This window comes from Bradyrhizobium liaoningense (genome assembly GCF_018130825.1).
GTDB classification, from domain to species: domain Bacteria; phylum Pseudomonadota; class Alphaproteobacteria; order Rhizobiales; family Xanthobacteraceae; genus Bradyrhizobium; species Bradyrhizobium liaoningense_B.
Genome location: NZ_JAFCJS010000003.1, coordinates 91,586 through 112,393, shown reverse-complemented (window position 1 = coordinate 112,393; position 20,808 = coordinate 91,586). Strand labels below are relative to the sequence as shown.

The window sequence follows — 20,808 nt, the reverse complement described above, 5'->3', positions numbered from 1 at the left end:
AAACGCGCCAAACAAGAATCTCGCTTACAGCCTGATCTTGAGGACGGCGAGCCCGGACTGCTGAAGCAAGCCGGAGGACGTCGCCGACAGGCCATAGCGGAGGCCGAGATCGAAGCGATTGTTGTCGGCCGCAACGAGCCCCAGCGCGGTCGAGTAGATCCATGGCGACAGCGCAAGACCGGAGGTCGCGAAGGTGTCGCCGCCGCCGGCAAACGCGGACTTGATCTGAAGGCCCTGGTTCAGCGCGTTGTAGCCGACACCGGCCTCGCCGGTGAGATAGACTTGCTTCGCGATCCTATAGGCGCCCTTCAGTCCCGCCGTCAGCGTCAGCTCGCGATAGGTTTGCGAATCCACGTTGAGGCTGAAGCCGCCCGCGCCGCCCTCCTGATAGGCGGGCGAGCGAACCTGGCCATAGTCCAGCCGCAGCGACGGCGCGATCGCAAGTCCCGGCTCGATCGGGATCAGCTTGCGAACACCCGCACCGGCGTGCGCGCTATAGGATCTATAGCCAGCGCCGGCCGTGCTGTTGATGAAGGTCAGCGAGCGGCTCTCGCCATTGTCATTCAGCGCGCCGTCGAGCTGGCCGTCGACCTGAACGCCATGGCCGAGTGCATAAGCGCCATAGACGCCAGCTTGATAGGAATCGATGGCGAGCCGGTTCGGGACGGCGTCGTCGCTGCCGATGATCGCCTGATGCGAAAAGGCGAACACGCCGCCAAGTATCGCGCGCGGGGATATCGTCGCGTCCGCACCAACGGCAATGCCGCCGCCGGAGGCGTTGTAGCCGGGGACGCCGTCGACACTCCCTTGCCGGACACTACCGCCGAGCGGCTTCATCCAGACATTCCGCTCTGGTGTGACGCCGGCGTTCAACCCGAGCACATCGTCCAGCCGTCCCGTCATCGCCTGCTGGAACACGCGCTGGGTGGAATAGGTCGCCTGCGATGCCGCGCCGGTGAGGACGGGCAAGGTCTGGTTGACGGCGTTGACGAGACCGGGACCGCTGAGATTGTCGAGCGCGGTGAAGCCTTGCGCCATGCTGCCGCTCCAGCCGAGCGAGGTCGCAGACAAGCGATAGAGCATGTCGGCTGCGCCGAGGCCCGCACGGCTGTTCTGCGCTTGCAGCGTTTCGCCGTAGGGGCGCACCAAAGAGAGATAGGCGATGCCGCCGGTCGGATTGCCCGAGAGATCGTAGGTGCTGACCAGCATCTGCGCGCCCGATGCATCGCCTCTGGCCGTGCCATAGAGGCTTGCGAGCGTGCCTTTCGAGAGCGTGTTGAAGAGCACGTTGCCTTCAGGCGTCACCGAGCCCAGCAGCGTGAAGTTCGCGGCGCTGCTTCCCGCGGGCGCGATGCCGGCGCCCCAGAAATATCCGTTCTGGTAATTGGTGATGACGAAGCGGCCGGGTGCCGAGGTACCGAACAGCGTGGAGCTGACGATCCGCCACGGTGTGCCCGATGTCCACGCCCATTGCGGGACGGAGTTGGCGGGGACGGCCTGCGAAGCCGGCGGCGTGTACGTCGCGGGGTCATAGGGCAGCATGTAGGCCCAGTGCGTCACCAGCAGGCTGTCGCCGGTGATCATCTGCATCTCCATCGCGGTCACGCCGTTGATGGCCCGCATATGGCCGAGGCCAACAGTGACCACGCCGCCCGATGTCGGCGTGAACAGCATCGTGATCTGGCCCGCAGTCGTGACGAAGCCCTGGATGGTCGAGCTATCCGTCAGCAGCGCCGACCCAAGCTTGAGCTGGGCAACGCTCGTTCCCGTGAACGCGCCGTTGGTCGCGGTCGCGAGCGACCACAGCGTCTGGTCGCCGATCGGGATCGGGTTGGAGAAGCCGGTCTTCGGCGCGGCGTAGGCCAGCAATTGCGCCGTCGGCACGTACCAGTTGGTGTTGGAGAGGGTCGTGTCCCAGATCGCCGACTGCGCCCGGGCAAGCGTGCTGCTGCAAAGCAGCGCGGCGCCGGCAACGGACGCCAGCGCCCCGGCACGACATATCGCACGCATCCTCGGCACGATCGTTCCTCCCGAACCGCGGGATACGATCCTGCGGCGCCACCGGGGCGCAGCAAACATGATTTTATTGCCGGGTCTGCCCCATGATCGTGGGGTGCGACGAGGTCGCGGCCGCTGAGGCGGCTTCAGTCCGCCAGGACGAAGATCCTGTAGGGTGGGCAAAGGAGCGCAAGCGACGTGCCCACGTTTCAGATGGTGGGCACGCTTCGCTTTGCCCACCCTACGGCAGCTTCGTCTATTCCGACTTCAAATCATCCGGCCTCGGCATCAGGACGATGTTGTAGCCGGAATCGACATAATGAATTTCGCCGGTCACGCCGCCCGAGAGGTCCGACAGCAGATACAGCGCCGAGCCGCCGAGCTCGTCGAGCGTGACGCCGCGGCGGAGCGGCGCATGCTTCTGCATGAACGCGAACATCGCGCGCGCCTCGCCGATGCCGGAGCCGGCGAGCGTGCGGATGGGACCTGCGGAGATCGCGTTGACGCGGATACCGCGCGGTCCGAAATCGGAGGCGAGGTAGCGTACCGAGGCTTCCAGCGCGGCCTTGGCCACGCCCATCACGTTGTAGTTCGGCATCGCGCGTTCCGAGGCGCCGAAGGTCAGCGTGATCATGCTGCCGCCCTCCGTCATCAGCTCGGCGGCGCGCTTTGCCACTTCCGTGAATGAGAAGCAGGAAATCACCATGGTGCGCGAAAAGTTCTCGCGGCTGGTGTCGGCGTAGCGGCCCTTCAGCTCGTTCTTGTCGGCAAAGCCGATCGCATGGATGACGAAATCGAGCTTGCCCCACTTTTCGCGCAGCACCGCGAAGGTGGCATCGACGCTGGCGATGTCCTCGACATCGCAGGGCAGCACCAGATCCACGCCAAGCGATTCAGCCAGCGGCTTGACCCGCTTGCCCAGGGCCTCGCCCTGGAAGGTGAAGGCGAGCTCGGCGCCGTGGGCATGCAGCGTCTTCGCCATGCCCCAGGCGATCGAATGATCATTGGCGATGCCCATGATCAGACCGCGCTTGCCTTTCATCAAACCTTCCATTGCCTTTCGGCTCCTATCATTCCCACGTCATCGCCCGCGCATGCGGGCGATCCAGTATTCCAGAGACAGCAATTACAGGCCGAGAAGCCGCGGTGTGGGGGCTCACACATCCAGCCGGCTGAACACCAGCGTGGCGTTGGTGCCGCCGAAGCCGAACGAGTTCGACAGCACGGTGCCGACCTTCACGTTGTCGATGCGCTTGCGCACGATCGGCATGTCGGCGAACACAGGGTCGAGCTCCTGGATGTGCGCGCTCTCGCAGATGAAGCCGTTGTTCATCATCAGCAGCGAGTAGATCGCCTCCTGCACGCCGGTCGCGCCCAGCGAATGGCCGGTCAGCGCCTTGGTGGCGGAGATTGGCGGGCACTTCTCGCCGACGCCGAACACCCTGCGGATCGCCTCGATCTCCGGCGGATCGCCGGCCGGCGTCGAGGTCGCATGCGGATTGATGTAGTCGACCTTGGTCTTCACCGTCGACATCGCCATGCGCATGCAGCGCTCGGCGCCTTCGCCAGATGGCGCGACCATGTCGTGGCCGTCCGACGTCGCGCCGTAGCCGACGATCTCGCCATAGATGCGCGCGCCGCGCGCCTTGGCATGCTCGAGCTCTTCCAGCACCAGCACGCCGGCACCGCCGGCGATGACGAAGCCGTCGCGGTTGACGTCGTAGGGACGCGATGCGGTGGCGGGCGTGTCGTTGTACTTCGAGGACATCGCGCCCATGGCGTCGAACAGCACCGACAGCGACCAGTCCAGCTCCTCGCAGCCGCCGGCGAAGATGACGTCCTGCTTGCCGATCTGGATCGTCTCATAGGCATTGCCGACGCAGTGGTTCGACGTCGCGCAGGCCGAGGAGATCGAATAGTTCACGCCCTTGATCTTGAACCAGGTCGCGAGCGTCGCGGAGGCCGTGGACGACATCGCCTTCGGCACTGCAAACGGTCCGACGCGCTTCGGCCCCTTGGTGCGGGTGATGTCGGCGGATTCGACGATGGTGCGCGCGGACGGACCGCCCGACCCCATGATGATGCCGGTGCGGATGTTGGAGACTTCGTCGGGCGACAGGCCGGAATCCTGGATCGCCTGCTCCATCGCGATGTGATTCCACGCCGCGCCCTGACCGAGGAAACGCATGGCGCGGCGGTCGACCACCGTCGAAGGATCGAGTGTCGGCTCACCTTGCACCTGCGAACGGAAGCCGAGCTCGGCATATTTCTCAGCCCGCGAAATGCCCGACTTCGCCTCGTGAAGGCTCGCAAGCACTTCCTGGGTGTTGTTTCCGATGGACGAGACAATGCCCATCCCGGTGACCACAACCCGCCTCATGACAGCCTCGCCTAAATCGTTGTCTCTCTTGGTGATGCGCCTCAGCCCAGGCTCGTGCCCTGCTTGAACAGGCCGACCTTCAGATCCTTGGCGCGATAGATAATCTGGTCATCGACCGAAAGCCACCCGTCGGCGATGCCGAGCACCAGCTTTGAGCGCATCACGCGCTTCATGTCGACGTTGTACACAACCTTGCGGGCCTCGGGCAGCACCTGGCCGCTGAACTTTAATTCGTTCAGGCCAAGTGCACGGCCACGACCTTCGCCGCCTATCCAGCCCAGATAGAAGCCGACCATTTGCCACAGCGCATCGAGGCCGAGGCAGCCGGGCATGACGGGATCGTTCTTGAAGTGGCAGCCGAAGAACCAGAGGTCAGGCTTCACATCGAGCTCGGCGCGCACCAGGCCCCTGCCGAACTCGCCGCCATTGTCGTTGATGTCCGTGATGCGGTCGAACATCAGCATCGGCGGCAGCGGCAGCTGGGCATTGCCCGGGCCGAACATCTCGCCGCGGGCACACGCCAGCAAGTCTTCATATTCGTAACCGTTGCGCCTGTTCAGCATGCACGAGCCTCTGTTCAAATTCCGATTGAGCGGCGTTCTTTGGCGAAAATGGGCCCCGTCTCGGTCGGAGAGCAACGCCGATTGCCGTCGTCAGGCGCAGCCCCCGCAAGCCCGGATGGACGGCGGACCGGGCCTCCAGGCCCGGTTGCGCCAAAATCGGCTAAGCGGAACCGCGGGCTCTCTAACACAGGCTATTTCGGTGGCAAAGCGCTCTCATGAAGGTAGAATGACGGCCTTCTCGCCCGGTTCCAAGCCTGATTAGAACCTCTCTAGTTGCGAGAAACTTGCATCTGCATCTTTCTATTCTTATATTGCAGGGAGATATTGTTCACGCGTGCCCGAAAACTGGAAATGAGCGAGAATACCGCGCCCCATCACGACGACGACGTCCATGCGGCGGCCCTCCTGTCCGGCCGCCAGCCGGCCCTGACCGGCTGCCCCTGGCACGACGTCAATGAAATGCTCCAGTCCGCCGGGCTCCGTCCGACGCGCCAGCGCATGGCGCTGGGCTGGCTCCTGTTCGGCAAGGGTGCGCGCCACCTCACGGCTGAAATGCTGTACGAGGAAGCAACCCTCGCCAAGGTCCCGGTGTCGCTGGCGACCGTCTACAACACGCTGAACCAGCTCACCGATGCCGGCCTGCTCCGCCAGGTCAGCGTCGACGGCACCAAGACCTATTTCGACACCAACGTCACCACTCACCACCACTATTACCTCGAGAACAGCCACGAGCTGGTCGACATCGAGGATCCGCATCTGGCGCTGTCCAAGATGCCGGAGGTGCCCGAGGGTTACGAGATCTCCCGCATCGACATGGTCGTGCGCCTGCGCAAGAAGCGCTGAGATCGATCCAAATCTGCTGAATTCGTCGTCATGGCCGGGTTTATCCCGGCCATTGTTGTTTTATCCCGTCATTCCGGGGCGGTGCGAAGCGCCGAGCCCGGAATCTCGAGATCCCGGATTCGATGCTGCGCATCGCTCCGGGATGACCCTTTGGGTCAATTCACCTGCTCGTCCGAGTACACACCCCAGAGGCGTTCCTGCTGGATCCAGCCGTCAAAGCCGCTGCCGGTGACGCGGCACCAGTTTGCAGTGCACTTCTTCACTTGCGTGACCACGCCGGCCTGGAGCCTGGCCGCAACCGCGCTGTCCGAATCGGCCCGGTCATAGATCGGTGCGAGGTCATCCTTGTGCTTCATGGTGACGACTGCAGTGCGGCGGCCCGACAGCAGCGAGTGATAGACCCAGCCCTCGGCGCCCTCGGAATCGCGCACCCGGCGCCAGTTCTCGAACTCGGCGGTAATTTCGACCGGCAGGCCGGCGCGGGTATAGACCCAGGCCACGTCATTGTCCTTGGTCGGGCCGGCGCGAACGTTGACGTGATCGGACTTGAGGCTGACATAGCGCGGCACGGGCAAGCCGCTGGCGGTCTGCGGGCTATTGTCCTTCGCCGAATGCGAGGGGCCGACCGAGGCGCTCAACCAGGTACAAACGAGCGCCATCACCGAACAAAAACGCCCCAACGCCATCAACCCGTCTCCTGTCGAGGACCCGGCCACGCGCCGAACCCTCACCCCAAACTCCAAAAACCCCGCCGCGCCAGTCCCTGACCCGCCCCACGCGGGTGTTCCGCCAAGCCTTGACCCGTGGTTCTTGTCTTGGCCCGGCCTTCTGCTAGAGAGGACGGGCGCTTGAGCAACCAGTTTGTCCCAATTTTCCGGCTGGAAATCTCGGGAGAGCTTAGAGGAAACGCCGGGGACGACACGGCAAGGCCAGTGTCGAACAACCGGGTTAATGAGGCCTGAACGACCGGCCTTTGGCGACAGAGGCGGCATGCGGCGCCTCATGAGAGCAGGACATGTCGGTGAAGAAAAAGCCCCTCGTCGTGGTGACGCGCAAGCTGCCGGATTCGATCGAGACGCGGATGCGCGAGCTGTTCGATGCGCGGATCAATCTCGACGACACGCCGATGTCGCCTGAGCAGATCGCGGAAGCCGCGCGCACCGCCGACGTGCTGGTCCCGACCGTCACCGACCACATCAGCGCCGATGTCGTGAACCAGCCCGACTGCAAGCTGCGCCTGATCGCCAATTTCGGCAACGGCGTCGACAATATCGACGTCGAGGCCGCGCACGCCCGCGGCATCACCGTCACCAACACGCCAAAGGTCCTGACCGAAGACACCGCCGACATGACCATGGCGCTGATCCTCGCCGTGCCGCGCCGGATGATCGAAGGCGCCTCGATCCTGACCGAAGGAAAATCCTGGGCCGGCTGGTCGCCGACCTGGATGCTCGGTCACCGCATCGGGGGAAAACGTCTCGGCATCGTCGGCATGGGCCGCATCGGCCAGGCCGTGGCGCGCCGCGCCCGCGCCTTCGGCCTGCAGATCCACTATCACAACCGCCGTCCCGTGGCCCCGAAGATCGCCGAAGAGCTTGGCGCGACCTATTGGGAGAGCCTCGACCAGATGCTGGCGCGGATGGACATCATCTCGGTGAACTGTCCGCACACGCCGGCGACCTATCATCTGCTCTCGGCGCGGCGGCTGAAGCTGATCCGCAAGGACGCCTATATCGTCAACACCTCGCGCGGCGAGGTGACCGACGAGGACACGCTGATCAAGCTGATCGAGGGCGGCGAGATCGGCGGCGCCGGCCTCGACGTCTACGAGCACGAGCCCGCGGTGAATCCGAAGCTGGTGCGGCTCGCCAAGGCGGGCAAGGTGACGCTGCTGCCGCATATGGGCTCGGCCACGATCGAGGGCCGCGTCGAGATGGGCGAGAAGGTGATCATCAACATCCGCACCTTCCTCGACGCCCACAAGCCGCCGGATCGCGTGCTGCCGAGCATGCTCTGAGTTTCTGATTTCCGCGCGCCACACCCTCATCTCCTCATCCTGAGGAGCCGCGAAGCGGCGTCTCGAAGGATGGCCACAGGCGAGATGCGGGCCTTTCATGGTTCGAGACGCGCGCAAGAGCGCGCTCCTCACCATGAGGGTCTACCGGCTGCGCGTCTCGCGCCTGCGCCAATCGGCGACGAAATCGATGAACGCGCGCAGCGCGGGCGGCGTCTGGCGCCGGCTCGGGTAATACAGGAACGGGCCCGGAAACGGCTCGCACCAATCTTCCATCACGCTGACCAGCGCGCCGGACTTCACGGCTTCACCGACATAGCCATCGAGCGTCGCCCAGACGCCAGCGCCGTCGAGCGCCGCGCGCATCGCAAGGTTCATATTGGTCGAGATCAGCTTTGCGGGCGGATCGACCTTCACGATCTGGCCCGCCTTCTCGAACTCGAGATCATGCATGACGCCGCTCGAATAGCGGGCGCGGATGCAATCGTGCTCGAGCAGATCCTTCGGATGCGTCGGCCGGCCACGGCGCGCGATGTAATCGGGCGACGCGACGACGACGTAACTCTGCGGGCCGCTCAGCGGGATCGCCACCATGTCCTGGGCGAGATGCTCGCCATAGCGCACGCCGGCGTCGTAACCCCCACTCACGATGTCGACGAAACCGCTCTCGGAAACGATATCGAGATCGACCTGCGGATGCTCGCCAAGGAACGGCCCCACCATGGGCGCCAGAACCAGATCGACCGCCGGCGGCGGCGCATTGATGCGCAGGCGGCCCGAGGCGACCTCGCGCAGGCCCCGCACCTGCTCCAGGGCATCACCGACATCGCGCAGCGCCGGGGCGACGCGCGACAGCAGCAGCTCGCCCGCCTCGGTCAACGCGACGCTGCGGGTGGTGCGGTTCATCAGACGGACGCCGAGGCGTTCCTCCAGGTCCCGCAGCCGCTGGCTAAGACTCGATACGGACACGCGCATCTCGACCGCCGCGCGCCGGAAATTGCGGGTGCGGGCGACGGCCACGAAGGCATCGAGATCACGCAGGTCAGGGGTAACCATTGTTCGCCAGTGTGAACAAGCCATTCTGGATTGTCCAGCTTATCGGCGTAATCGCCCAAGCGCATATCTGGCCTCGTCACGCGGCGCCATTCGCCGCCAATTTTCGAGGAGAGCCATCATGGAACAGCGCAAACTCGGTTCAACCGGCCCCACCGTCTCCGCCCTCGGGCTCGGCTGCATGGGCATGTCCGAGGTCTACGGCCCCGCCGACCGCGGCGAAGCCATTGCCACGGTGTATGCCGCGCTCGACGCCGGCATCACGCTGCTCGACACCGGCGACTTCTACGCCATGGGCCACAACGAGATGCTGGTCCGCGAAGCCTTGAAGGATGTGCGGCGCGAAAAAGTGCAGCTCAGCGTCAAGTACGGCGCACTGCGCGGCCCCGCCGGCGAATTCGCCGGCATGGACACGAGGCCGGCTGCGACCAAAAATTTCCTCGCCTATTCGCTGCAGCGGCTCGGCACCGACTACATCGACGTCTACCGCCCGGCGCGGCTCGATCCAAACGTTCCCATCGAGGAGATCATCGGCGGCCTCGCCGATCTCGTGAAGGCCGGTTACATCAGGCATATCGGCCTGTCCGAGGTCGGCTCCGACACCATCCGCCGCGCCCATGCGGTTCATCCGATCGCCGATCTCCAGATCGAATATTCGCTGATCGAGCGCGGCATCGAGCGCGACATCCTGAAGACCTGCCGCGAGCTCGGTATTTCCATCACCGCCTATGGCGTGCTGGCGCGCGGCCTGATCAGCGGCCACTGGTCGAAGGAGTCAGGCAAGGCCGGCCGCGACTACCGGCTGATGACGCCGCGCTTTCAGGGCGCAAATCTCGACGCCAATCTCGCACTCGTGGACCAGCTGCGCGCCATCGCGACCGAAATCGGAGCCACGCCGGCGCAAGTCGCGATCGCCTGGGTGGCGGCGCAGGGGAAGGAGATCGTGCCGCTGATCGGCGCGCGCACGCGCAGCCGTCTGGCCGAAGCGCTCGGCGCGACCAAGCTGACGCTGACGCAGGCGCATCTTGCCGCGCTGGCAAAAGCCTTCCCGCCGAATGTCGCAGCCGGCACGCGCTATGCAGCCGAGCAGATGGCGCATCTCGACAGTGAGAAGCCGGCGACGGCGTAACCGCGCCGATCAGGTGCGATGGGCGCTGAGATCGGTGATCACAGGCCCGTCGCCATTGAGCGGATTGGCGGGATCGCGGGCATAGCGCAACGTCTCGAAGCGCATCGCGCGTGCATCGATCATCAGGAGGCGGCCGACGAGGCCGTCGCCAAAACCGACGATCTCGCGGATCGCCTCCAGCGCCATCATCGAGCCGAGCACGCCCGCGAGCGCGCCCATGACGCCGGCCTCGGCGCAGGCCGGCACGGTGCCCGGCGGCGGCGCCTCCGGAAACAGGCAGCGATAGGTCGGATTGAACTCGCCTTGCTCGTTCGTCTCATGCGCGCGGATGGTGGTGAGCGAACCGTCGAAGGTGCCGAGCGCGGCCGTGATCAGCGGCCGCTGCGCGAAGAAGCAGGCGTCGGAGACGAGATAGCGCGTCGAGAAATTGTCGGAGCCGTCGAGCACGAGGTCGTAGTCGCCGATCAGGCTGAGCGCATTGTCGGCATTGAGCCAGGTGGCGTGGCCGACGAAGCGCACATGCGGATTGAGCGCGGCGATCCGCTCGGCCGCGCTCTCGACCTTGTGACGGCCGATGTCGGGCGTGGTGTGGATGACCTGGCGCTGCAGGTTGGACAGCGACACCACGTCGTCATCGACCACGCCGAGCGTGCCGACGCCGGCCGCGGCCAGATACATCAGGGCTGGCGCGCCGAGCCCGCCGGCGCCGACCACCAGCACGGAAGCACGCTTCAGCGCAGCCTGGCCGGGGCCGCCGACATCGCGCAGCACGATATGGCGGGCATAGCGTTCGAGTTCGTCCGGGCTCAGCATCGTCCTACGTTCCTCTCAACCCTCATGGTGAGGAGCGCGGAACGCGCGTCTCGAACCATGAAGGCCCCGATCTCGCCTGTGGCCATCCTTCGAGACGCGGCCTTTGGGCCGCTCCTCAGGATGAGGACCTCAGTTCGTGGTCTCTCAGCCACCTGAACCACCGCAACATTGTTCGCGACCAACGAGATGTGCTTGAATGGCATTGCGTTCAATGGGCTGGCTGGATTTGTCATGAGATCGATGCTTGCGGCAACACTGATGTTGGCGGCCGCCACGGGCGCGCACGCCCAGATGACGGCGCCGCAGATCCCCGGCACCAAGCCGAAACCGGTCCAGACCGTCCCGGTCCGCCCGCCCGCACTGCAAACGGCGTCGGAAACCGCCGATGCCATGGCGCAGGCCGAGCGCCTGTCGCTGCAGTCCGACCTCGCCTGGGTCGGCCAATATAACGGCGCCATCACCGGCGACGTCAGCGAGCGCATGGTCAACGCCATCAAGGAATACCAGAAGGCCAAGGGCGGCAAGCCGACCGGCGTGCTCAATCCGCAGGAGCGCGCTGCGCTCGCCGAGACGGCGCGTCGGAAACAGGACGGCGTCGGCTGGAAGATCGTGATGGAGCCGACCAGCGGTGCGCGGCTCGGCATTCCCTCAAAGCTGGTGCCGCAACAGGCGAGCGACGCCAACGGCTCGAAATGGACCTCGCCGACCGGAACCGTGCAGGTGCTGCTCAGCCGCCGCAAGGAGGCGAATCCGACCACCGCAAAGCTCGCGGACGCCGAGAAGAAGGAGCCGGCGGGGCGCAAGGTCGACTACACCGTGGTGAAGCCCGACTTCTTCGTGCTGTCGGGCTTGCAGGGCCTGAAGAAGTTTTACGTACGCGGCACCTTCAGGGGCGACGAGGTCCGCATCATGACGATCCTCTACGACCAGGCGATGGAGAACACGGTCGAGCCGGTCGTGATCGCGATGTCGAGCGCGTTCAACGCATTTCCGTCCACCCCGATGGCCGGACCGCCGCCGCGCAAGAATGTCGAATACGGCACCGGCATCGTCGTCAGCGACGACGGCGCGATTCTGGCCGACCGCCTCGTCACCGACAGCTGCCTTGCGATCACCATCGCAGGCTTCGGCAGCGCCGACCGTCTCGCCGAGGACAAGGAGCACGATCTGGCGCTGCTGCACATCTATGGCGCGCGGGGCCTGAAACCGCTCAGCCTCGCCGGCGGAACGGCCAGGACCAATGTCGATGTCATCGGCATCGCCGATCCGCAGAGCCAAGGCGGTGCGGCCGGCGTATCGAACGTCAAGGGCGCGCTGGCGCCGGTCACATCGAGCGATTCCGCATTGTCGCCGCCACCGGCGGTCGGGTTTTCCGGAGGTCCCGCAATCGACGGCGACGGCAAGTTCGCCGGCGTCGCGCTGCTGAAGCCGGCAATGGTCGCGGGCCCCGCGACAGCGGTGCCCGCCTCGCAGGCGGTGATGGTCTCCGCGGAAACGGCGCGCGAATTCCTCAAGGCGAACGGCGTCACCGCGAACGGCACATCGACTGACGCGAAAGCCGCCGTCGTGCGCGTGATCTGCGTGCGGAAGTAGCTTTCGTGTCCCGGACGCGCTGCAACGCGCTTGCGTTGCTGCGCAGAGCCGGGACCCATGCCACCACAAATTCGGTGGGCGAAGTTTCTGGGCCCCGGCTCTGCAGCGCACCGCTTCGCGCTGCGCCGCGTCCGGGGCACGGGACCTAGCTCAACCGGAACCTGACCCCACTCTTCGCGAGCCCACCCGAAATCCCCACCGGTGTGCCATCAGCGCGCCAGCAGGCGGCGCCGGTCATGGTGCCGTCGTCGTGGAACGCAATGGCATTCATGCCGCCGGCGACCGTTGCCACGGGCTGCACCTTGTGGCCAAGCGCCGCGAGCCTTGCACGCACACTCTCTGGCACTTTCTGCTCGACCTCGAGCGCATTGCCCTCGGTCCAGACCCTGGGCGCCTCGACCGCTTCCTGCAGGCTCATGCCGTGGTCGATCAGATTGACCAGCGCCTGCATCGCGCTCGGGAAGATGCGTTTGCCCCCGGGCAGCCCCAGCGCATAGCGCAGCTTGCCGTCACGCAGAGCCATCATCGGCGACATCGAGGTGGTGACCCTCTTGCCCGGCGCCAGCGACAGCGCGTGGCCGGGGCGCGGATCGAACAGATTCATGTAGTTGTTGGCGACGGTCCCGAGGCCCGGGATCATGATCTTGGCGCCAAACAAATTGTTGATGGTCTGCGTGGTCGCGACCACATTGCCGAAGCTGTCAGCCGCCGTCATGTGCGTGGTGTGCGCGCCTTCGAGCTGCGACACGCCGGCGCCCCAGGCCTGCGCCCGCGCCGGATCGATCGCGCGGCGGCGCTCCTCAGCGTAGGTCTTCGAGGTCAGCTTCTCCACGGGGACGCCGACATAATCAGGATCGCCGCTGGCGGCGGCGCGGTCGGCGAAGGCGATCTTCAGGACCTCGGCGAGATAGTGGATGGTCTCCGATGTCCCGAACCCGAGACCTTCGATGTCGTAGCCCTCGAGTATGTTCAGCATCTGCGCGATATGCACGCCGGAGGCCGCGGGCGGCGGCGGGCCAAAAATGGTCCAGCCGCGATAGTCGGCGCGGATCGGTTGCCGCTCGACGGTCTTGTAAGCCGTGAGGTCATTGCGGCGGATGAAACCGCCGGTCTTCTCCATGTAGTCGGCGAGGATGTCGCCGAGCGGCCCCTCGTAGAGCGCCTTCTCGCCGTGGTCGGCGATATAGCGCAACGTGTCGGCATATTCCGACTGCACCACGCGCTGGCCGACCTTCAGCGGCTCGCCATCAGGCAGGAAGATCGCCGCGATCGGCTCGTCCTTGCGCATCTCGGCCGCGCACTCGCTGATGCATTCGTGCAAATAGGGCGTTGCCGCGTAGCCACGCGCGGCGTGCTTGATCGCGGGCTGCATCACGTCGGCGAGGCTCATGGTGCCGAACCGGTGCAGCGTCTCGCACCAGGCTTTCAGCGAGCCGGGCGTGGCAGCCGCTTTCGGACCGTTGAGGTTCTCGTTGCCGACGGTGTCGAACACGTCATGCGCCGAGCCCGGCTTGGAGGTGTAGGTGGTGTCGCGCACCGCCGATGGGACCGTGCTCTGGCCGTCGATGAAGCGATGGCTGCCGTCGGCGAGGCGGATATGCGCCATGCCGCCGCCGATGATGCCGACCATCATCGGCTCGACCACGGTCAGGGTGAACAGGGTTGCGATCGCGGCATCGATGGCGTTGCCGCCGGCGGCCAGCATCTCGGCGCCGGCACTGGAGGCGAGCGGATGGTTGCTGACCACCATGCCGCGGCTCGAGACCGCCGGCATTTTCTGGCAGTCAAAGGTGGTTGCCGTCCGGTCGCGCCAGTTGCCGCTCATCTCGCCTGCCCTTTCTATTCAAGGCGGCGAGCACACCATAGGCACAACTACGGGTCCAGTATTGGTACGGATTAGCTGGCATTCCCGATTCTGCCATCATCGTACCGTTGATTCGGACATCCGCGGTCCCCCTTTGGATCGGGCAGGGCACGTCCTGAGCGAGAAGAGCTCAGCATCGAGAAGCGATGCACGTTCGCGTGGCGTTTCCCCTTAAGACCCAGGCACTCCAAAGGATTGATCTTCAAATGCATACGATCGTACTGGCCACCCAAAAGGGCGGCAGTGGCAAGAGCACGCTTGCCATCGGCCTCGCGCTGGCGGCCAAGCAGGCCGGCTTCACCGTCCGCCTGATCGAGACCGACCCGCAGGGCACCCTCTCCAACTGGCAACGCCGCCGCAACAACGACGACGTCGTCGTCGAGCCGATCTATCACGCCGCCAATATCGAGCCGCGCCTGAAGATGCTGGCCGACAGCGGCCTCCAGCTCGCGATCGTCGACACCGCGGCCGGCCTTTCCGCCGCCACCACCGCCGCAATCCGCCATTCCGATCTTTGCCTGATCCCGGCCCGCCCGAGCGTTGCCGACATCGAGGCGACCGTCTCGACGCTGAGCGTCGCGCGCGCCTGGAAGCGCCCCTACAGCTTCGTGCTGAACCAGACACCGATCCGCGGCCAGCGCATCGACAATGCCGCGGGTGCGCTCGCCGAGGAAGCCGCGCTCGATCTCGCCGAGGTGCTCGCGCGCCCCCTGATCGTGATGCGAAACGACCACCAGGACTCGCTCGCCAACGGCCTCGCGGTGAGCGAATTCGCGCCGAACGGCAAATCGGCTGAGGAGATCCGCTGCCTCTGGCGCTGGATCGAGACCCGGCTCGACCTCGAAGCCACAACCAGTTTCCTGATCGACCAGGTCATCTCGGCCGCGGACGGCATGCTGCACGTCGCCACCGAGCTTGCGGCGGACGAGACCACGCCCCTGGTGTCCTGAGCGGGGCCATCGCTCGGACGACAGCCGGCCCTTCTCCATCCGGAAGGGCCCCAGCGACGAAGCAATCCGGCCACCAGCCCGGCCGGATTGCTTCGCTTCGCGTTCCATCCACCCGTCATTGCAATGACGGGCTCCTTGTAGCCCGGATGAAGCGAAGCGAAATCCGGGAAAGTCTCTCCGCGGAGAGGCTGGACCCGGATTGCGCTGCGCTCCATCCGGGCTACGTCACTTCTGACACTTTTGGCACCAGAAGGTCGAGCGGCCGTTCTGGGTGAAGCGCTTGATCGTGCCGCCACAGCGCGGCGTCGTGCATTTCTCGCCCTCGCGGTCATAGACTTTGAACGAGTGCTGGAAATAGCCGAGCTCGCCGGTGGTCTGGCGATGGTCGCGCAAGCTGGAGCCGCCGGCCTTGATCGCGTCGTTCAGCACGGTGTGGATCGCACCGACCAGACGCTTCGCATGGTCCGTCGCCTCGCCCTTCTTGGTCGACAGCGTTGCCGCGATCCGACGCGGCGACAGATGCGAGCGGTGCAGCGCCTCGCAGACATAGATATTGCCGAGCCCGGCGACCACGCGCTGGTCGAGCAGCGCGGCCTTCAGGCTCGTGGCCTTGCCTTCGCACGACCGCGCCAGCATCGCGGCGTCGAACTCGTTGCCGAGCGGCTCGGGTCCGAGCCCACGCAGCAGCGGCTCGTCCTCGAGTGCGTTGCGCGCGATCACTTTCATGTAACCGAAACGGCGCGGATCGTTGAAGACGATGTCGGCGCCGGAGGACATCCGAAACAGCACGTGGTCATGCGCTGAATCCTTGGCCTTCGGATAGTGAAACTCGCCGGGCACCGTGCCGTTGTCCGGCTTGATGACGCGGAACGAGCCCGACATGCCCAGATGCATCAGCAGCACGTCACCGGAGGCGAGATCGGCCATGAGATATTTTGCGCGGCGACCGAGGCCCGTGACCACCTGCCCCTTGAGCCGGGCCACGAAATCCGGCTGGAAAGGGAAGCGCAGGTCCGGCCGGCGGGCCTCTGCGACCAGGATTTTTGCACCCTCCATGACGGGCTGAAGGCCGCGGCGGACGGTCTCGACTTCGGGCAATTCAGGCATGGTCGGGCATTCACCTTATGAGGGCGGTGTGATAGCGCCATTGCGGCGGGCAGGCTATGGTCCGCCTCGTGGAGTAGAGTAATGGATCGGCCGGGCGAAACCACGCATTTTGGCTTCAAAGACGTTCCCCTGGGGGACAAGCAGACGCTGGTGAACGATGTGTTTCACAGCGTGGCGTCTCGCTATGATTTGATGAACGACCTGATGTCCGGTGGCATGCACCGGGTCTGGAAGGACATCATGATCAACGCGCTGGACCCGCCGAGGAGCGACCGGCCGTTCGCCTTGCTCGACGTCGCCGGCGGCACCGGCGACATCTCGTTCCGCGCCGCCAAGGCGGCCGGCCCCGGCTTCCATGCCACGGTCTGCGATATCAATTCCGACATGCTCGCGGTGGGGCGCGAACGCGCCGCCAAGCGCCATCTCGAGACCCAGGTCGATTTCGTCGAGGGCAATGCCGAATCGCTTGGCTTCGCCGACCGCAGCTTTGACGCATATACGATCGCTTTCGGCATTCGCAACGTGCCGCGGATCGACCTTGCGCTGCGCGAGGCCTATCGCGTGCTGAGGCCCGGCAGCCGCTTCCTGTGCCTGGAGTTCTCGACCGTCGAGATGCCCGGCCTCGACAAGCTCTATGATCTGTTCTCGTTCAAGGTGATCCCGCCGCTCGGCCGCATGGTCACGGGCGACGCCGAATCCTACCAATATCTCGTCGAATCGATCCGCAAGTTTCCGAAGCCTGCCGCCTTCGCCGACATGATCCGCGAGGCCGGCTTTTCCCGCGTGAGCTGGCAGACACTCTCCGGCGGCATCGTCGCACTGCATTCGGGCTGGCGTTTGTGATCTCTGCTTTCACCCACATTACGCGCCTCATCCGCGCCGCGTTCGTGTTTGCGCGCGAAGGCGTGTTCGGCTCGGTCGATCCAAGCCTGGTGCCGCCCCCCGGCCAGCTTGCGCTGAAGCTCGCGCGCATCGTCGAGCGCCGCGGCGTCAAGCAGGGACCACGAATCTCGCGCGCACTGACGCGGATGGGTCCGGCCTATCTCAAGCTCGGCCAATTCCTGGCAACGCGCCCCGACGTGGTCGGCTTCAACATGGCGCGGGACCTCGAAAGCCTTCAGGACCGCCTGCCCCCGTTTTCGCAGGCGGAAGCGGAAGCTACGATCGCGACCTCGCTGGAGCGGCCGCTGAAGGACATCTTCGTGAGCTTCGGCCCGCCGGTCGCCGCCGCCTCGATCGCGCAGGTGCATCGTGGCGAGGTGATGCGCGACTGCATCCGCAAGCCCGTTGCGGTCAAGGTGCTGAGGCCGAATGTAGCCTCGCGTTTCCGCCGCGACCTCTCGGATTTCTTCTTCGTCGCGCACAAGGCGGAGGCCTATTCGGCCGAGGCGCGGCGGCTGCGCCTGATCGAGGTCATCAACACCATGTCGCGCTCGGTCGCGATGGAGATGGACCTGCGGCTGGAAGCAGCCGCGCTGTCCGAGATGGCGGAGAACACGGGCGACGATCCCGATTTCCGCGTGCCGACCGTCGACTGGGACCGCACCACGCACAACGTGCTGACGATGGAATGGATCGACGGCATTGCGCTGAACGACCACAAGCGTCTGGCAGAGGCGCAGGTCGATCTGCCCGATCTCGGCCGCAAGGTGATCCAGAGCTTTCTGCGCCACGCTTTGCGCGACGGCTTCTTCCACGCCGACATGCATCCGGGCAATCTGTTCCTCGATGACGCCGGCCGCCTCGTCGCTGTCGATTTCGGCATCATGGGCCGGCTCGGGATGAAGGAGCGGCGCTTCCTCGCCGAGATCCTGCTCGGCTTCATCACCCGCGACTATCGCCGCGTGGCGGAAGTGCATTTCGAGGCGGGCTATGTGCCCTCGCACCACTCGGTTGAGAATTTCGCGCAGGCCATCCGCGCCATCGGCGAGCCCATTCACAACCGCACCGCCGAGGAGATCTCGATGGCGCGGCTGCTGACCCTGCTGCTCGAGGTCACCGGCCTGTTCGACATGACGACGCGGCCCGAACTGATCCTGCTGCAGAAGACCATGGTCGTGGTCGAGGGCGTCGCGCGCGGCTTCGATCCCAGGCTCGACATCTGGAAGGTCGCCGACCCCGTGGTGCGCGAGTGGATCGAGCGCAATCTCGGGCCGATCGGCCGGGTGCAGGGCGCGCTTGCCGGGACCGGGGACATTGCGCGCGTGCTGATGCGCCTGCCGGAGATTGCGGAGCGCTCGGTGAAGGTCATCGAGCAGCTCGAGACCATGACCCGGGAGGGGTTAAAACTGTCGCCGGAGAGCATCGCGGCGATGGGCCGCAGCGAAGGCCGCAAGAACCGCTGGCGCACCGTGGCGCTCTGGATCATCGCCGCAACCTTCATCGGAATCCTGATCGCCGTCCGGAATCTGTGATTGCACTGCAATCACGCGGATGATAGCATCGCTATCATTCCGTGCTGGAGGGGCGTCATGGCAAGCCTGACCATCCGCAAGCTCGACGATGCCGTCAAAACCTATTTGCGGCTGCGCTCGGCCAAGAACCGCAGGTCGGTCGAGGAAGAGGTCCGGGTCATCCTGCGGGAGCTGATCGAGGGCCGAGAGGAGCCGCTGACGCCGTTTTCAGCACCCCCGGCCCCATCCTCCGCCCCGACACCCCAGCGCACCGGCGCGCTTCCCGAGGCCAGTGTCACCCTGATCATCGGCGGCGGGATCGCAGCCTATAAGTCGCTCGACCTGATCCGAAGGCTGAAGGAGCGCCGCGTCGAGGTCCGGTGCGTGCTGACCAAGGCCGCGCAGCAATTCGTGACGCCGCTCGCCGTCAGCGCGCTCTCGCATGAGCGCATCTACACCGACCTGTTCGACCCTCAGAGCGAGTTCGACGCCGGCCACATCCGCCTCGCGCGCGACTGCGATTTGATCGTGGTGGCACCGGCGACGGCCGACCTGATGGCGAAGATGGCCAACGGCCATGCCGACGATCTCGCCAGCGCCATCCTGCTCGCGACCAACCGCAAGATCCTGCTGGCACCGGCGATGAATCCGCTGATGTGGAACAACGCGGCGACGCGGCGCAACGTCGCGCAGCTCCAGCGCGACGGCGTGGTGTTGATCGGCCCGAATTCCGGCGAGATGGCGGAGGCGGGCGAAGCCGGCGTCGGCCGCATGTCGGAAGCGATCGAGATCGCCAATGCGGCCGAGCGCCTGCTGCGGCCGCCGGTGCCGAAGCCGCTTGCCGGCAAGCGCGTGCTGATCACAGCGGGCCCGACGCACGAGCCGATCGATCCGGTGCGCTATATCGCCAACCGTTCCTCCGGCAAGCAGGGTTTTGCCATTGCCGCCGCCGCACAAGCCGCGGGCGCCGAGGTGATCCTGGTGAGCGGCCCGGTCGATCTCGACGATCCCGCCGGCGTCACGGTGAAGCACGTGGAATCGGCACGGCAGATGCTGGAGCAGGTCCAGGCGGCGCTGCCCGCCGACATCGCGATCTTCGCTGCCGCGGTCGCCGACTGGCGCGTCGCCAATGAAGGCGAGCAGAAGCTGAAGAAGACCGCGGCCGGCATGCCGCCGCTTCAGCTGGTCGAGAATCCCGACATCCTCGCCACGATCTCGAAACTGGCCGACAAGCGTCCGCCGCTGGTGATCGGCTTTGCCGCCGAGACCGAGCACCTCATCGACAACGCCAAATCAAAACTCGCCCGCAAGGGCTGCGACTGGATCGTCGCCAACGACGTCTCACCGGCCACCGGTGTGATGGGCGGCGATCGCAACACTGTCCATCTCATCAGCCGCAAGAGCGGAGAGATTGCAGTTGATTCCTGGCCCGTGATGACCAAGGAACAGGTCGCCATCGAACTGGTCGCGCACATCGCCAGAAGCGTGACCGACAAATCCCTGGAGCCGGCATCTTGAGCACGAAGGTCACCGTCGAACTGCAACGCCTCGCCCATGCCGAAGGCCTGCCGCTGCCGGCCTATCAGACCGCGGAAGCCGCCGGCCTCGACCTGATGGCCGCGGTGCCGGAGGCCGAGCCGATGACGCTCGCGCCCGGTCAATATGCGCTGGTGCCGACCGGCCTTGCGATCGCCTTGCCGCCCGCGCACGAGGCGCAGGTGCGGCCGCGTTCGGGCCTCGCCGCCAAGCACGGCGTCACCGTGCTGAACTCGCCCGGAACCATCGACGCCGACTACCGCGGCGAGATCAAGGTGATCCTGATCAATCACGGCACCGCGCCGTTCGTGATCAAGCGCGGCGAGCGCATCGCGCAGATGGTGATCGCCCCCGTGGTGCAGGCCGCGCTGGTTCCCGTGGCGGCCTTGTCCGCGACCGATCGCGGCGCCGGCGGCTTCGGCTCCACCGGCCGCTAACACACGGCAATCCCAGCTGAATCACCCGAAGAACGACGTGGGTGCGGAACCGCGCGGCCGGCATTTTTTTGGCGCCGCGTTTGCGTTCACGATCTGGACTCTTACCGGTGGAGTCGCGGTGGGGGTATTGTCTTT

The 20,808-nt window shown here is 65.6% G+C and carries 18 protein-coding genes; 9 read left to right on the top strand and 9 right to left on the bottom strand.

Annotated features, from left to right (window positions below; all coding sequences use genetic code 11):
- Window positions 1-24: 24 nt before the first annotated feature.
- The 4 genes from JQ603_RS14050 to fabA all read right to left on the bottom strand — a co-directional run bounded on the left by JQ603_RS14050 (window position 25) and on the right by fabA (window position 4,941).
- On the bottom strand, window positions 25-2,010 hold the full coding sequence (locus tag JQ603_RS14050) for an autotransporter outer membrane beta-barrel domain-containing protein (protein WP_212341514.1): 1,986 nt from the start codon (window positions 2,008-2,010) through the stop codon (window positions 25-27).
- Between the two features lie 244 nt (window positions 2,011-2,254).
- Window positions 2,255-3,052: an enoyl-ACP reductase FabI gene (gene fabI, locus JQ603_RS14045; protein ID WP_212340177.1), complete on the bottom strand. Its 798-nt coding sequence runs from the start codon at window positions 3,050-3,052 to the stop codon at window positions 2,255-2,257.
- Between the two features lie 102 nt (window positions 3,053-3,154).
- On the bottom strand, window positions 3,155-4,378 hold the full coding sequence (gene fabB / locus JQ603_RS14040; protein WP_018644179.1) for a beta-ketoacyl-ACP synthase I: 1,224 nt from the start codon (window positions 4,376-4,378) through the stop codon (window positions 3,155-3,157).
- Window positions 4,379-4,419: 41 nt separating this feature from the next.
- Window positions 4,420-4,941 carry a bifunctional 3-hydroxydecanoyl-ACP dehydratase/trans-2-decenoyl-ACP isomerase gene (gene fabA / locus JQ603_RS14035; protein ID WP_212340175.1) on the bottom strand — a complete coding sequence of 174 codons (522 nt, stop codon included), beginning with the start codon at window positions 4,939-4,941 and terminating at the stop codon, window positions 4,420-4,422.
- A 351-nt stretch (window positions 4,942-5,292) separates the two neighbouring features.
- On the opposite strand from fabA, the gene irrA reads away from it, so the two are divergent.
- Entirely contained in the window at window positions 5,293-5,784 is a 492-nt protein-coding gene (irrA, locus tag JQ603_RS14030) for an iron response transcriptional regulator IrrA (protein WP_027546833.1), read from the top strand.
- 155 nt (window positions 5,785-5,939) lie between these two features.
- Here the strand turns inward: irrA and JQ603_RS14025 are convergent, their stop codons facing one another.
- A complete protein-coding gene (locus tag JQ603_RS14025) occupies window positions 5,940-6,470 on the bottom strand; it encodes an SH3 domain-containing protein (RefSeq protein ID WP_212340173.1) in 531 nt (176 codons plus the stop codon).
- 329 nt (window positions 6,471-6,799) lie between these two features.
- Here JQ603_RS14025 and JQ603_RS14020 point away from each other — a divergent pair, with 329 nt between their 5' ends.
- Window positions 6,800-7,801 (top strand): 2-hydroxyacid dehydrogenase, encoded by a 1,002-nt coding sequence (locus JQ603_RS14020; protein ID WP_212340171.1) that lies wholly within the window; start codon window positions 6,800-6,802, stop codon window positions 7,799-7,801.
- 141 nt (window positions 7,802-7,942) lie between these two features.
- On the opposite strand, the gene JQ603_RS14015 is transcribed toward JQ603_RS14020, so the two are convergent.
- On the bottom strand, window positions 7,943-8,854 hold the full coding sequence (locus JQ603_RS14015; RefSeq protein ID WP_212340170.1) for a LysR family transcriptional regulator: 912 nt from the start codon (window positions 8,852-8,854) through the stop codon (window positions 7,943-7,945).
- Window positions 8,855-8,972: 118 nt separating this feature from the next.
- On the opposite strand from JQ603_RS14015, the gene JQ603_RS14010 reads away from it, so the two are divergent.
- Window positions 8,973-9,980, top strand: a complete 1,008-nt coding sequence (locus tag JQ603_RS14010; protein WP_212340169.1) for an aldo/keto reductase — start codon at window positions 8,973-8,975, stop codon at window positions 9,978-9,980.
- A 9-nt stretch (window positions 9,981-9,989) separates the two neighbouring features.
- On the opposite strand, the gene JQ603_RS14005 is transcribed toward JQ603_RS14010, so the two are convergent.
- Window positions 9,990-10,793, bottom strand: a complete 804-nt coding sequence (locus tag JQ603_RS14005; protein WP_212340162.1) for a HesA/MoeB/ThiF family protein — start codon at window positions 10,791-10,793, stop codon at window positions 9,990-9,992.
- 231 nt (window positions 10,794-11,024) lie between these two features.
- Here JQ603_RS14005 and JQ603_RS14000 point away from each other — a divergent pair, with 231 nt between their 5' ends.
- Window positions 11,025-12,386: a serine protease gene (locus JQ603_RS14000; protein ID WP_212340160.1), complete on the top strand. Its 1,362-nt coding sequence runs from the start codon at window positions 11,025-11,027 to the stop codon at window positions 12,384-12,386.
- Between the two features lie 145 nt (window positions 12,387-12,531).
- Here the strand turns inward: JQ603_RS14000 and ggt are convergent, their stop codons facing one another.
- Window positions 12,532-14,211: a gamma-glutamyltransferase gene (gene ggt, locus JQ603_RS13995; RefSeq protein WP_212340158.1), complete on the bottom strand. Its 1,680-nt coding sequence runs from the start codon at window positions 14,209-14,211 to the stop codon at window positions 12,532-12,534.
- Window positions 14,212-14,456: 245 nt separating this feature from the next.
- On the opposite strand from ggt, the gene JQ603_RS13990 reads away from it, so the two are divergent.
- The gene (locus JQ603_RS13990) at window positions 14,457-15,200 is read left to right on the top strand and encodes a ParA family protein (protein WP_212340156.1); all 744 of its coding nucleotides are present in this window, start codon (window positions 14,457-14,459) and stop codon (window positions 15,198-15,200) included.
- Window positions 15,201-15,425: 225 nt separating this feature from the next.
- On the opposite strand, the gene mutM is transcribed toward JQ603_RS13990, so the two are convergent.
- Window positions 15,426-16,307 (bottom strand): bifunctional DNA-formamidopyrimidine glycosylase/DNA-(apurinic or apyrimidinic site) lyase, encoded by an 882-nt coding sequence (gene mutM / locus JQ603_RS13985; protein WP_212340154.1) that lies wholly within the window; start codon window positions 16,305-16,307, stop codon window positions 15,426-15,428.
- A gap of 81 nt (window positions 16,308-16,388) precedes the next feature.
- On the opposite strand from mutM, the gene ubiE reads away from it, so the two are divergent.
- From ubiE to dut, 4 genes are read left to right on the top strand one after another with little or no spacing between them, the layout of a single operon-like run.
- Window positions 16,389-17,150 carry a bifunctional demethylmenaquinone methyltransferase/2-methoxy-6-polyprenyl-1,4-benzoquinol methylase UbiE gene (ubiE, locus tag JQ603_RS13980; protein ID WP_212340152.1) on the top strand — a complete coding sequence of 254 codons (762 nt, stop codon included), beginning with the start codon at window positions 16,389-16,391 and terminating at the stop codon, window positions 17,148-17,150.
- The gene (ubiB, locus tag JQ603_RS13975) at window positions 17,147-18,721 is read left to right on the top strand and encodes a 2-polyprenylphenol 6-hydroxylase (RefSeq protein ID WP_212340150.1); all 1,575 of its coding nucleotides are present in this window, start codon (window positions 17,147-17,149) and stop codon (window positions 18,719-18,721) included. Before ubiE ends, ubiB begins: the two co-directional genes overlap by 4 nt.
- Window positions 18,722-18,778: 57 nt before the next feature.
- Window positions 18,779-20,218 (top strand): bifunctional phosphopantothenoylcysteine decarboxylase/phosphopantothenate--cysteine ligase CoaBC, encoded by a 1,440-nt coding sequence (gene coaBC, locus JQ603_RS13970; RefSeq protein WP_212340148.1) that lies wholly within the window; start codon window positions 18,779-18,781, stop codon window positions 20,216-20,218.
- A complete protein-coding gene (gene dut, locus JQ603_RS13965) occupies window positions 20,215-20,673 on the top strand; it encodes a dUTP diphosphatase (RefSeq protein WP_212340146.1) in 459 nt (152 codons plus the stop codon). The genes coaBC and dut overlap by 4 nt, the downstream gene beginning before the upstream one ends.
- The last annotated feature ends 135 nt before the right edge of the window (window positions 20,674-20,808 follow it).

Excerpts from the sequence above, each read along its gene's own strand:
- mutM (WP_212340154.1), bottom strand. The coding sequence starts at position 16,307 with ATGCCTGAATTGCCCGAAGTCGAGACCGTCCGCCGCGGCCTTCAGCCC.
- JQ603_RS14025 (WP_212340173.1), bottom strand. The coding sequence starts at position 6,470 with ATGGCGTTGGGGCGTTTTTGTTCGGTGATGGCGCTCGTTTGTACCTGG.
- ubiE (WP_212340152.1), top strand. The coding sequence starts at position 16,389 with ATGGATCGGCCGGGCGAAACCACGCATTTTGGCTTCAAAGACGTTCCC.
- JQ603_RS14005 (WP_212340162.1), bottom strand. The coding sequence starts at position 10,793 with ATGCTGAGCCCGGACGAACTCGAACGCTATGCCCGCCATATCGTGCTG.
- coaBC (WP_212340148.1), top strand. The coding sequence starts at position 18,779 with ATGGCAAGCCTGACCATCCGCAAGCTCGACGATGCCGTCAAAACCTAT.
- JQ603_RS14000 (WP_212340160.1), top strand. The coding sequence starts at position 11,025 with ATGAGATCGATGCTTGCGGCAACACTGATGTTGGCGGCCGCCACGGGC.
- irrA (WP_027546833.1), top strand. The coding sequence starts at position 5,293 with ATGAGCGAGAATACCGCGCCCCATCACGACGACGACGTCCATGCGGCG.
- ggt (WP_212340158.1), bottom strand. The coding sequence starts at position 14,211 with ATGAGCGGCAACTGGCGCGACCGGACGGCAACCACCTTTGACTGCCAG.
- JQ603_RS13990 (WP_212340156.1), top strand. The coding sequence starts at position 14,457 with ATGCATACGATCGTACTGGCCACCCAAAAGGGCGGCAGTGGCAAGAGC.
- JQ603_RS14020 (WP_212340171.1), top strand. The coding sequence starts at position 6,800 with ATGTCGGTGAAGAAAAAGCCCCTCGTCGTGGTGACGCGCAAGCTGCCG.
- fabI (WP_212340177.1), bottom strand. The coding sequence starts at position 3,052 with ATGGAAGGTTTGATGAAAGGCAAGCGCGGTCTGATCATGGGCATCGCC.
- JQ603_RS14010 (WP_212340169.1), top strand. The coding sequence starts at position 8,973 with ATGGAACAGCGCAAACTCGGTTCAACCGGCCCCACCGTCTCCGCCCTC.
- fabB (WP_018644179.1), bottom strand. The coding sequence starts at position 4,378 with ATGAGGCGGGTTGTGGTCACCGGGATGGGCATTGTCTCGTCCATCGGA.
- JQ603_RS14050 (WP_212341514.1), bottom strand. The coding sequence starts at position 2,010 with ATGCGTGCGATATGTCGTGCCGGGGCGCTGGCGTCCGTTGCCGGCGCC.
- fabA (WP_212340175.1), bottom strand. The coding sequence starts at position 4,941 with ATGCTGAACAGGCGCAACGGTTACGAATATGAAGACTTGCTGGCGTGT.
- JQ603_RS14015 (WP_212340170.1), bottom strand. The coding sequence starts at position 8,854 with ATGGTTACCCCTGACCTGCGTGATCTCGATGCCTTCGTGGCCGTCGCC.